We start from the raw sequence: 11398 nt of genomic DNA on the forward strand, positions 1-11398 counted from the left end.
TCACCACGATGCGGTCGGCGACTTCCATCGCTTCTTCCTGGTCGTGGGTCACGAAAACGGACGTCAGGTTGATGTCTTCGTGCAGGCGCGCCAGCCAGCGGCGCAACTCTTTACGGACCTTGGCGTCGAGGGCACCGAAGGGTTCGTCGAGCAGCAGCACTTTGGGCTCCACCGCCAAGGCACGGGCCAGCGCAATCCGCTGACGCTGACCACCGGAGAGTTGTTCCGGGTAGCGATCCGACAACCAGTCCAGTTGCACCATGTTCAGCAGTTCGTGGACTTTCGCCGCGATCTGGCTTTCGTTCGGGCGCTGGTTCTTCGGCTTCATGCGCAGGCCGAACGCGACGTTATCGAACACCGTCATGTGGCGGAACAGGGCGTAGTGCTGGAACACGAAACCGACGTTGCGATCACGCACGTCATGGCCGGACACGTCTTCTCCGTGGAACACGATGCTGCCGTTGTCCGGGGTTTCCAGGCCGGCAATGATCCGCAACAGCGTGGTCTTGCCACAGCCCGATGGGCCGAGCAACGCGACGAGCTCGCCGCTCTGAATGTCCAGGCTGATGTTGTCCAGCGCTTTGAACGCATTGAAATTCTTGCTGACGTTACGCACTTCGATCGACATGAATTATTCCTCCGCGGCGCTGGCGCGCAGGCGGTTGATACGGTTTTCGCTCCACTGCTTGAGCAGCAGGATGAAGAGCGCCAGGATCAGCAACAGGCTCGCCACGGCGAACGCGGCCACGTGGTTGTATTCGTTGTAGAGGATCTCGACGTGCAGCGGCAAGGTGTTGGTCACCCCGCGAATGTGCCCGGACACCACCGACACCGCACCGAACTCACCCATGGCCCGCGCAGTACACAACACCACGCCATAGATCAGGCCCCATTTGATGTTGGGCACGGTGACGTGCCAGAACATCTGCCAGCCATTGGCCCCGAGCAAACGCGCGGCTTCTTCTTCCTGCGTGCCCTGCTCTTGCATCAGCGGGATCAGCTCACGGGCCACGAACGGCACGGTGACGAAAATCGTCGCCAGCACAATGCCCGGCAAGGCGAACACGATCTGGATGTCGTGATCCTGCAGCCACGGGCCGAACAGGCCCTGGGCGCCGAACATCAGCACATAGACCAGACCGGCGATCACCGGCGATACCGAGAACGGCAGGTCGATCAGCGTCACCAGCATGCTCTTGCCACGGAACGTGTATTTGCTCACGCACCACGCGGCGCTGACGCCGAACACCAGGTTCAACGGCACCGAAATCAGTACGGCGATCACCGTGAGTTTCAGGGCGGACAACGCATCCGGCTCGAAGATGGCGGTGAAAAACGCACCGATACCGAGCTTCAAACCCTGGGACACCACGATGAACAGCGGCAGCAACAGAAACAGGGCAAAGATCAGCCAGCCGAGGCCGATCAGGATGCGCCGCGAAGTCGCACTGCCACGGCGGGCAGCGTTGGCCGAAGAGGCGGCCGCGATAGACGATTGGGACATGTTCGCGCCTCCTTATGGGGTTTCGATGCGCCGCTGCAACAGGTTGATCAGCAGCAGCAGAATGAAAGAAACCACCAGCATCAGTACACCAATGGAGGTAGCGCCGGTGTAATCGTACTGGTCGAGCTTGACCATGATCAGCAGCGGCAGGATTTCGGTTTTCATCGGCATGTTACCGGCGATGAAAATCACCGAACCGTACTCGCCAACCCCACGGGCAAAGGCCAGGGCAAAGCCGGTCAACCAGGCCGGCAGCAGTGCCGGCACGAGGATATGACGGAACACCTGCCATGGCTTCGCCCCCAGGCACGCCGCCGCTTCTTCGACTTCACGGGGGATATCGGCCAATACTGGCTGTACGGTACGTACTACGAATGGAAGTGTCACAAAAGTCAGGGCAAGGGTGATGCCCAGAGGGGTGTAAGCGATCTTGAAACCCAGGTCCGTGGCGAACTGACCGACCAGCCCGGTGGGGGCGTAAAGCGCAGTCAGCGCGATGCCCGCCACCGCGGTGGGCAACGCGAACGGCAGGTCGATCATCGCGTCGATGACTTTGCGCCCCGGGAAGGTATAGCGCACCAGCACCCACGCCAGCAGCGTGCCGATGATGCCGTTGATGATCGCGGCATACAGTGCGGTGCCGAAGCTCAGCTTCAACGCCGCCAGCACCCGTGGTGCCGAGATGATTGCCCAGAACTGATCCCAGGTGAGTTGAGCGGCGTGCACGAACATCGCCGCCAGTGGTATGAGCACAATCAGACTGAGGTACACCAAGGTGTACCCCAGCGTCAGCCCGAAGCCGGGTATGACGGGGGAGATACGACGCGACATAAAAGTCCTTGGTTGTGTGGCGAGGGAGCTTGCTCGCGCTGGACTGCGCAGCGGTCCCTGCTTCTAATGAGCGCTTCGCACTCAAGCGGGAGCAAGCTCCCTCGCCACAATGAATCCGGATTGTTCAGATTACTGCGCCTGGTAGATCTGGTCGAACACGCCGCCGTCATTGAAGAATTTCGGTTGCGCGGTTTTCCACCCGCCAAAATCCTTGTCGATGGTCACCAGCTCCAGTTTCGGGAACTGCTGGGCGTACTTGGCGGCCACGTCCTTGTCACGTGGACGATAGAAGTTTTTCGCCGCAATTTCCTGACCGGCCGGGCTGTACAGGTGCTTGAGGTACGCCTCGGCGATCTCGGTGTTGCCCTTTTTCTCGGCGTTCTTGTCGACCAGCGCCACCGGCGGCTCGGCGAGGATCGACAAAGAAGGTACGACAATGTCGAACTTGTCGGCGCCGCCATCTTCTTTGAGCGCCAGGAAAGCTTCGTTTTCCCAGGCCAGCAGCACGTCACCCTGCCCGTTGTTGACGAAGGTGATGGTCGAACCGCGAGCACCGGTATCCAGCACAGGTACGTGCTTGAACAGGGTCTGCACATACTCTTTAGCCTTGGCTTCGTTGCCGCCATTGGCTTTCAGACCGTAGGCCCACGCCGCAAGGAAGTTCCAGCGTGCGCCGCCGGAAGTCTTCGGGTTTGGCGTGATCACCGACACGTCGTTCTTGATCAGGTCGCCCCAATCCTTGATGCCTTTAGGGTTGCCCTTGCGCACCAGGAACACGATGGTCGACGTGTACGGCGTGCTCGCTTCCGGCAGCCGCTTTTGCCAATCCGCTGGCAGGGTTTTGCCAAGCTTGGCGATTTCGTCGATGTCACCGGCCAGCGCCAGCGTCACCACGTCGGCACGCAGACCATCAATGACCGCCCGGCCTTGTTTGCCAGAACCGCCGTGGGATTGCTGGATTTTCACCGTATCGCCCGCATGATCCTTCTGCCAGGACTTGATGAATTCGGCGTTGTATTCCTGATAGAGCTCACGGGTCGGGTCATACGACACGTTCAACAGCTCGTAATCCTTGGCAACCGCGGTACCGGCAAAAAGAGCACTGGCCAGAGCGGCCAAAGCGAAATGGCGAATCGACGACATGGTGAAAGCTCCTGGAATTCTATTGGCTAGTTCTTATGGATTTTAGGAATCGCGGTGCCGGCGCAAGGATCGCAAGGTTCAGCCCGGCTTGTTGCCCGGCTGCTGCAAACGGAATTTTTCCTTGCGTTCGATCTGGACCACCTGGGCGTTGTGCACTGTGATTTCCACGGCGCCGAATCGCAGATCGCGCAGGGCGCTCTGGATTTCACGCAGAATGGTTGCTTCGTCCTGACCGTCAACGCTACGCAGAGATGCGCTCATGGTGCTGCTCCTTCGACTGTGTGGTTGCCTGGCAGTGGCGGCACTGCTTGCGGCGTGAAACCAATAGTAGAGAGGCGCAGATATTCTTAAAAAGACTATTTAAGAATGTTTATATAACCAAAAGACTTATCTTCCCACGCACCGCGTGGGAATGCCGCCGAGGACGCTCTTCGTCCCTGATCTCAGGGTGACGCAGAGCGCCACGGGATGCGTTCCCACGCGGAGCATGGGGGAACGATCAGATGATGGGGGTTCGGGCCCAATCCAACTCCATTGGCGGCACCGGCCGACCAAACCAGTACCCCTGGCCCTGATCAGCGCCGTGCTCAAGCAGGAACGCCGCCTGCTCGACCGTTTCGACGCCCTCCGCCTGTACTTGCATACCCATGCTCTGCGCCAGGGCGATGATGACCCGCACAATGGCCGAGTCGTCTTCATCCCAAGGCAGACCGGCGACGAAACCCTGATCAATCTTGAGTTTCTGCACCGGCAAGCGTTTTAGCCGCAGCAATGACGAATAACCGGTGCCGAAATCGTCGATGGCCAGGCGCACGCCCAATTCGCGCAGTCGATGCATTTGCTCAAGCGCGACCTCCGGGTCCTCCATCACCGCGCTTTCGGTGACTTCCAGCTCCAGGCAAGCAGGTTCCAGCCCGGTTTCGTGCAGGACCTGCGCCACTTGCCCATAAAGCTCACGACGAGCGAACAATCGCGAAGAAACATTCACCGCGACAAACGAAATTTCAACACCGGCCTGCCGCCACTGACACATCTGCTGACACGCCTGCTGCATCACCCAGGCATCGATTTCGGCAATTAGCCCAGTGCGCTCGGCGACGGGGATGAATTCTGCCGGCGACACCAGGCCGCGCAGAGGATGCTCCCAGCGCACCAGCGCCTCGACACCGATCAAGCGGCTGGTTTGCAGGTCATGCACCGGCTGGTAATAAACCCGTAATTGCTGCTGTTCCAGCGCCTGACGCAATTGGAATGCGACTTCGACCCGTTGCTGAGCATGGGCAGTCAATTCTTCGGTGTAGAGCGCATATCCGTTGCGACCCGCGCTTTTGGCCTTGAACAGCGCCGAATCGGCATTGCGCAACAGTTGTTCGGCGCTCAACGCATCGCTGGGGAACAGGCTGATGCCTATGCTCGCATTGATAAACAGTTGGCGCCCCTCGATAGCGAAAGGCTCTTTGAGGCCGTTGATGATCCGTTGCGCCAGCGCAGCTGCCTGGATCAATTGCGGACAGCAATCGGCCAACACGGCAAATTCGTCGCCGCCCAGTCGCGCCAGTGTGATGCCCGGGTCAAACATGCCTTTCAGACGCCCGGCTACAGCCTTGAGCAACTGATCCCCGATGGGATGCCCAAGGCTGTCGTTGATCATCTTGAAGTGATCGAGATCCACCACCAGCAATGCACAACCGCGTTTGTGAAGCTGCGCCGAGGCCAGGGCTTGTTCGGCACGATCGGTGAGCAGCAAGCGATTGGGCAAATCAGTCAGCGGGTCGTGGTGCGCCAGGTGCATCAGCTCGTGTTCGGAATTCTTGACCGCACTGATATCGGAAAACACCGCCACAAAATGGCTGCGTCGCCCCTGGTCATCGAAAATGAGGCGGATGGTTTGCCATTGCGGGTAAATTTCCCCGCTTTTGCGCCGATTCCAGATTTCCCCGCTCCACTCGCCCAAATTGTCCAGGGTGGCAAACATCGCCTGATAGAAATCCGCCGAATGACGACCGGATTTGAACAGACTGGGTCGCTGCCCCAACACCTCTTCACCTTGATAGCCGGTGATCTCCATGAAGGCGCGATTCACATGGACAATCAGCCCGTCGCTATCGGTTACCAACACCCCTTCGCGGGTGCAATCAAACACGGCGGCCGCCTGACGCAATCGCTCGCGATCCTCACTGCGTTCGCGCAGTTTGGCGCCGATGCCAAGACATCGAAACAGCCGGGCACGGGCAATGAAGATCAACCCGGCGCTCACCGCCACCCAGAGGTAACCGTTGATCAGTTGCCATCGCAACCGCTCGAGCGAGTGATCGAAGAAACTGTTCAATAAATAGTCACTAGCCTGCAGCCAGACCACAGAAAGCAACAGGTAAAGCAGCGCTGCGCGCAAGGCATCGCGATAGCTGGCAGACATACGACGGTCCATGTCCCTACAAAATTGCCGGGATTATAGATTTAAAGAAACATCCAGCCACTCTTATCTGAAAGGGCGACTGGTTTTCTGCGCGGGCTTAGTGATAATGCAACGGCTGTTTTTTTATTTATCGAGGGCCCTATAGCCTATGTGGTACGAAGGTTTTCTCGGCTTGTCGCCCTGGTCGCTGGTGGCAGTCACCCTGCTGATGACCCACGTGACAATCGTCGCCGTCACGGTCTATCTGCACCGTTATTCAGCCCACCGCTCGCTGGAGCTGAATGCGGGCCTGAAACATTTTTTCCGTTTCTGGCTGTGGCTGACCACCGCGCAGAACACCCGTGAGTGGACCGCTATCCACCGCAAGCATCACGCCAAATGCGAAACCGAAGACGACCCGCACAGCCCGGTCGTCAAAGGCCTGTCCACCGTGCTGCGCAAAGGCGCCGAGCTTTATCGCGCCGAAGCGGAAAACCCCGAGACCCTGCGCATCTACGGCAAGAACTGCCCCGAAGACTGGATCGAGCGCAACCTTTACTCCCGCTTCCCGCTGCTGGGCGTGGCGATCATGGGCGTCATCGACCTGCTGCTGTTCGGCACCATCGGCATCACCATCTGGGCCGTCCAGATGATGTGGATTCCCGTGTGGGCCGCCGGCGTGGTCAATGGCCTGGGACATGCCGTCGGTTACCGCAACTTCGAATGCCGCGATGCGGCGACCAATCTGGTGCCCTGGGGCATTCTCATTGGCGGCGAAGAACTGCATAACAACCATCACACCTACCCTAACTCGGCCAAACTGTCGGTGAAGAAGTGGGAATTCGACATGGGCTGGGCATGGATTCAAGTGTTCAGCTTCCTGCGTCTGGCCAAGGTCCAGCGGGTCGCGCCGATTGCACACCGCGTCGAGGGCAAAGGCAGCCTCGACATGGACACCGCGATGGCGATCCTCAACAACCGCTTCCAGATCATGGCCCAGTACCGCAAATTGGTGATCGGCCCGCTGGTCAAGCAAGAGCTGGAGAAAGTCGATCACTCGGTCCGTCACCAGTTCCACCGCGCCAAGCGCCTGCTCTCCCGGGAGACCAGCCTGCTGGATGACAAGCACCACGTACGCATCCAGAACATGCTCGAGCACAGCCAGGCGTTGAAGGTCATTTACGAGAAACGCCTGGCCCTGCAGCAGATCTGGGTCAAAACCAGTTCAAATGGTCATGACATGCTGGCTGCCATCAAGGACTGGGTACACGAAGCTGAAGCCAGCGGGATTCAATCCCTGCGTGATTTCGCTGACCAATTGAAAACCTATTCCCTGCGCCCTACCGCCTGACTGTGGCAAGGGAGCTTGCTCGCTGCCCCCTACTGCCTGACTGTGGCGAGGGAGCTTGCTCCCGCTCGGCTGCGAAGCGGCCGCCAACCTGACAAATAAAACGCGTTGTCAGGACCGCCCAGCGGGAGCAAGCTCCCTCGCCAAAAAAAGCGGGAACTTCGCTGCAAATCCCCCATCTCAAAGACACTTCGCCGCCCCGGCGGGCTTCGTTATGGCCGCTTTCGAACCTCAAGCGGCGCACGTCCTTTGAGATTTGTGCCAATGGTCAATAGAAACCAACAAGACTCATCCCCTGCGCAGTGGCCAGAAGCCGCACAAACCCTGTTGGCGCTGATGCACGCTCAAGGCGAAGTGGCGCGCCTGAGTGAGCGCGAACAGCTGTTCAGCACCCTGCTGGTCAGCGTCAACGCCGTACTTTGGGCATTCAACTGGGAAACCCGCCAGGTGCTGTATGTCAGCCCCGCTTATGAACGGATTTTCGGCCGCTCCGCCGACCTTTTGCTGTCCGACTTCAATCAGTGGCGCGACAGCATCTATCCCGACGACCTGGAATACGCCGAGAGCAGCCTGGCACAGGTGCTGGAAAAAGGTGCTGTCGAAGACCGCGAATACCGGATCATCGATGGGGACGGAAAGGTGCGCTGGCTCAGCGACAAATGTTTCATCAACCGTCAGACGGACCCCGGCCTGCCGCTGATCATTGTGGGTATCGCGGAAGACATCACCGAAAAAAAGCAGATGGAAACCGAGTTGCAACGCCTGGCCACTACCGACGCTCTGACGCAGAGCAGCAATCGCCGACATTTCTTCGACGGTGCGCATCAGGAATTCGAACTGGCAAGGCAGCAAGGCATGCCGCTGTCGTTCCTGATGCTGGACATCGATGATTTCAAAGTGATCAACGACACTTACGGTCACCAGGAAGGCGACAACGTGCTGCAACGGATTGCTGACAGCGGCCGCGCAGCGCTACGTCGCGGCGATCTGTTCGGGCGAATTGGTGGTGAAGAATTCGCAGCGATTTTCCCCGGCTGCTCACCGGAGATGGCCCTGCAGGTGGCCGAGCGTCTGCAACGGGAGATCCAGCGCTTGAGCTTTAACCATGACGGCCAGACATTTGGCATCACCGTCAGCCAGGGCCTGACCAGCCTCACAGCTGAAGACGAAAACATCGACAGCCTGTTTGCTCGCGCAGATGCCGCGATGTACCAGGCCAAGCGCGAAGGCAAGAACCGGATCGTCACCGCCTGACCGGCTCAGCACAGCCCCCTGTAGGCTCGCTCCCACAGTGTTTAGGGGTGAGTCTATTTTTTGCGCATCCGCATCAACTCCGGCAACCCGATCTTGAGTAACCTCGCCGTTCGGCTCCTGGCCAGCTCTTCGATGCCTTCATGCTCAGTCAACCGCGCCAGTTGCGCCGCCATGTTCATCACCAGGGCCTCGCGCGAATAAACCCCGCCACCGAGCTGGTAGACCGCGGCAATCAGCTCTCGCAGCTCCAAAGGCAGCCGCCAGCGCGTACGTAATGCCGAACCATAGGCGGCGCCGAATTCGGCCAGCGCTTCTCCGACCTCCTCTTGCTCGTCCAACTCGCCACCGGCTTGCTTCCATTCCTGCAAGCAACGCAGCAACGCCAAATCACCCAAGCGATGCAGCATGCCCGCGCAATAACAACGTGCCTGATCCAGGTCGAGCAGGCGCGCCAGGGTTCGCGCGTATTCCGCCGTGTGCAGCGACAGGTCCCAATAGCGCTCCGCGTGGTCCGCCAGATACGGATCGCTGAGGCGGGCACTGCGTTTGAGCGCCAACCCCAGAATCAGGTTCATGCTTTGTCCGGTACCCAGTCGATGCAGCGCCTGAGACAAGGTTTGTACGGCGGCACCATGGTGCTGGGCCGCGCTGTTGGCGGCAGCGATCAGCACGGCAGTAATCTGGGGATCGGTGCGAATTTCACTTTCCAGCACCGTCAGGTCGAGACCATTGGGGTTGAGGCTGCGTTTGACCGCCAACTGCACATCGGTCATCAACGGCGCGCCTTCGGCCAGTTCACGACGACGCTCCAGGAACACTGACAATGTCATGCCTGGCGCCAATGCCGGGATTTCGCACGACACCTCCTGGCCGGCGCTGAGCAGCAGATCCTGCAGCCGTTGGGTCAGGCTTTCCATGTTCAGCGGCTTGGTCAGGTACGCGGTAGGCGCCAAGGGCAACGCCTCGCGCACACTCGCACTGTCGTTGCGGCTGCTCATCAGGATGAAGGGCAACGGAGGATTGCGTTTGCGTTGACGGACATTGCGCAACACATTCAGGCCATCGACGCCCGGCAATTCCCAGTCAACGATCACCAGGTCATACGGGTTTTGCGCCAACAGCTCCAACGCCCGATGGCCATCGGCGCACAGATCCAGTCGCGCGTCGCAGCGAACGTTCAACAACACTTCCTTGAGCAGATCCCGGGACCAAGGGTCGGCTTCAGCAATCAGTACTCTCGGAACGGCGGGTAAATTGACGACGGTCATACAGCTCTCCCTGGCAATGTCTGAACCTTAGCGAATGCTGGCCTTTCGATACAGCGCTAATGCGCGGGTTACATTTCGGTTGGCATAAAAAAACCCGCCGAAGCGGGTTTTTTGTCGATCAGGTCACACTAGGAGATCACAGCTCGGAGAAGCACTCTTCGATGATCGCCAAGCCTTTGTCCAGTTGCTCGTCCGGCGAAGTCAGCGGTACCAGAACGCGCAGAACGTTGCCGTAGGTGCCGCAGGACAGCAGGATCAGACCCTTGTCGCGCGCCTTGGCCACGACGGACGCTACAGCTGCAGCGTTCGGCTTGTGGCTGTCGCCGTTTTCGAACAGCTCGACCGCGATCATCGCGCCCAGGGCACGGACTTCGCCGATCACCGGGTACTTGGCCTGGATAGCTTTCAGGCCAGTCACCAGACGCTCGCCGACCGCTTTGCAACGATCCAGCAGGTGCTCTTCTTCGAAGACTTCCATCACGGCCAGGGCCGCGGCGCAAGCGATCGGGCTACCGGCGTAAGTGCCGCCCAAGCCGCCCGGAGCGATGGCGTCCATGTATTCGGCCTTGCCGCACACGCCGGCCAGCGGGAAGCCGCCAGCGATGGATTTGGCGAAGGTGGTCAGGTCGGCGGCAACGCCCATCTGTTCCATGGCGAAGAAAGTACCGGTACGGCCAGCGCCCGTCTGCACTTCGTCAGCGATCAGCAGGATGCCGTGCTGGTCGCACAGGGCACGCAGACGCTTCATGAATTCTTTAGGCGCAACGTAGAAACCACCTTCGCCCTGAACCGGCTCGATGATGATCGCGGCGATGTCTTTCGGCTCGGCGTCGTTCTTGAAGATGCGCTCGATGGAAGCGATCGAGTCGTCGATGCTCACACCGTGCAGTTCGTTCGGGTACAGCGCGCGGAAGATGCCGCCTGGCATCAGGCCCATGCCGGCCGAGTAAGGCACGACTTTACCGGTCAGGCCCAGGGTCATCATGGTACGACCGTGGTAAGCGCCGGTGAACGCGATCACGCCGGCACGGCCAGTGGCGGCACGGGCGATCTTGATGGAGTTTTCCACGGCTTCGGAACCGGTGGTGACCAGCAGGGTTTTCTTGTCGAAATCACCTGGCACCTTGGCGTTGATTTTTTCGCACACTTCTACGTACGGCTCGTAGGCCAGAACCTGGAAGCAAGTGTGGGTCAGCTTGTTCAGCTGCTCGGTCACCGCGGCAATGACTTTCGGGTGCACGTGGCCGGTGTTCAGCACAGCGATGCCGCCGGCGAAGTCGATGAACTCACGACCTTCAACGTCGGTTACGGTCGCGTTCTTCGCGGAGTCGGCGAAGATCGGGTGGATCTGGCCAACACCACGTGGAACAGCAGCGGTACGGCGGGCCATCAAAGAAGCATTAGTCTTGCTCATACATTCCTCATTCACCGCTCATCGGGCGGTGTGGTTCAAGGATAAAGCGACGGGGAACAGCGGCGGCAGCATGCGATGATCGACTGCCACAGCGTTCCCGGTCGCCGAGAAAATTCCGGTTTGAAGCGGCGCAAAGGGACAGCGCTCTCGTGCCCTTTGCGCTTGAAGCGATCCTTTACCGGGCTTAGATGCCCAGGCAGAGGTATTTGATTTCCAGGTAATCTTCGATGCCGTACTTGGA

General features: G+C 59.4%; 10 protein-coding genes. 2 read left to right on the top strand and 8 right to left on the bottom strand.

What is annotated here, in order from left to right:
* From D8U18_RS12155 to dibA, 6 genes are all read right to left on the bottom strand, one after another.
* Positions 1-628, bottom strand: a 628-nt coding sequence (locus D8U18_RS12155; protein WP_131107703.1) for a sulfate ABC transporter ATP-binding protein, incomplete at its 3' end; no start/stop codon positions are given.
* A 3-nt stretch (positions 629-631) separates the two neighbouring features.
* A complete protein-coding gene (gene cysW / locus D8U18_RS12160) occupies positions 632-1504 on the bottom strand; it encodes a sulfate ABC transporter permease subunit CysW (RefSeq protein ID WP_056852067.1) in 873 nt (290 codons plus the stop codon).
* Between the two features lie 12 nt (positions 1505-1516).
* The gene (gene cysT, locus D8U18_RS12165) at positions 1517-2335 is read right to left on the bottom strand and encodes a sulfate ABC transporter permease subunit CysT (RefSeq protein WP_056852066.1); all 819 of its coding nucleotides are present in this window, start codon (positions 2333-2335) and stop codon (positions 1517-1519) included.
* A 129-nt stretch (positions 2336-2464) separates the two neighbouring features.
* Positions 2465-3478 carry a sulfate ABC transporter substrate-binding protein gene (locus D8U18_RS12170; protein ID WP_056852065.1) on the bottom strand — a complete coding sequence of 338 codons (1014 nt, stop codon included), beginning with the start codon at positions 3476-3478 and terminating at the stop codon, positions 2465-2467.
* Positions 3479-3556: 78 nt separating this feature from the next.
* The gene (gene oscA / locus D8U18_RS12175) at positions 3557-3739 is read right to left on the bottom strand and encodes a sulfur starvation response protein OscA (protein ID WP_007975618.1); all 183 of its coding nucleotides are present in this window, start codon (positions 3737-3739) and stop codon (positions 3557-3559) included.
* Between the two features lie 238 nt (positions 3740-3977).
* A complete protein-coding gene (dibA, locus tag D8U18_RS12180) occupies positions 3978-5894 on the bottom strand; it encodes a phosphodiesterase DibA (RefSeq protein ID WP_130930799.1) in 1917 nt (638 codons plus the stop codon).
* A 148-nt stretch (positions 5895-6042) separates the two neighbouring features.
* On the opposite strand from dibA, the gene desA reads away from it, so the two are divergent.
* Positions 6043-7224 carry a delta-9 fatty acid desaturase DesA gene (gene desA, locus D8U18_RS12185; protein ID WP_056852063.1) on the top strand — a complete coding sequence of 394 codons (1182 nt, stop codon included), beginning with the start codon at positions 6043-6045 and terminating at the stop codon, positions 7222-7224.
* A gap of 261 nt (positions 7225-7485) precedes the next feature.
* A complete protein-coding gene (locus D8U18_RS12195) occupies positions 7486-8475 on the top strand; it encodes a sensor domain-containing diguanylate cyclase (RefSeq protein WP_130930978.1) in 990 nt (329 codons plus the stop codon).
* Positions 8476-8528: 53 nt separating this feature from the next.
* Here D8U18_RS12195 and D8U18_RS12200 read toward each other — a convergent pair whose 3' ends face one another.
* The gene (locus tag D8U18_RS12200; RefSeq protein ID WP_131107704.1) at positions 8529-9743 is read right to left on the bottom strand and encodes a response regulator; all 1215 of its coding nucleotides are present in this window, start codon (positions 9741-9743) and stop codon (positions 8529-8531) included.
* 136 nt (positions 9744-9879) lie between these two features.
* A complete protein-coding gene (gabT, locus tag D8U18_RS12205) occupies positions 9880-11157 on the bottom strand; it encodes a 4-aminobutyrate--2-oxoglutarate transaminase (RefSeq protein ID WP_007994487.1) in 1278 nt (425 codons plus the stop codon).
* Between the last annotated feature and the right edge of the window lie 241 nt (positions 11158-11398).

Source organism: Pseudomonas sp. Sample_10, assembly GCF_004321495.1.
Lineage (GTDB): Bacteria > Pseudomonadota > Gammaproteobacteria > Pseudomonadales > Pseudomonadaceae > Aquipseudomonas.

Excerpts from the sequence above, each read along its gene's own strand:
- cysW (WP_056852067.1), bottom strand. The coding sequence starts at position 1,504 with ATGTCCCAATCGTCTATCGCGGCCGCCTCTTCGGCCAACGCTGCCCGC.
- cysT (WP_056852066.1), bottom strand. The coding sequence starts at position 2,335 with ATGTCGCGTCGTATCTCCCCCGTCATACCCGGCTTCGGGCTGACGCTG.
- oscA (WP_007975618.1), bottom strand. The coding sequence starts at position 3,739 with ATGAGCGCATCTCTGCGTAGCGTTGACGGTCAGGACGAAGCAACCATT.
- gabT (WP_007994487.1), bottom strand. The coding sequence starts at position 11,157 with ATGAGCAAGACTAATGCTTCTTTGATGGCCCGCCGTACCGCTGCTGTT.
- D8U18_RS12200 (WP_131107704.1), bottom strand. The coding sequence starts at position 9,743 with ATGACCGTCGTCAATTTACCCGCCGTTCCGAGAGTACTGATTGCTGAA.
- D8U18_RS12170 (WP_056852065.1), bottom strand. The coding sequence starts at position 3,478 with ATGTCGTCGATTCGCCATTTCGCTTTGGCCGCTCTGGCCAGTGCTCTT.
- dibA (WP_130930799.1), bottom strand. The coding sequence starts at position 5,894 with ATGTCTGCCAGCTATCGCGATGCCTTGCGCGCAGCGCTGCTTTACCTG.
- D8U18_RS12195 (WP_130930978.1), top strand. The coding sequence starts at position 7,486 with ATGGTCAATAGAAACCAACAAGACTCATCCCCTGCGCAGTGGCCAGAA.
- desA (WP_056852063.1), top strand. The coding sequence starts at position 6,043 with ATGTGGTACGAAGGTTTTCTCGGCTTGTCGCCCTGGTCGCTGGTGGCA.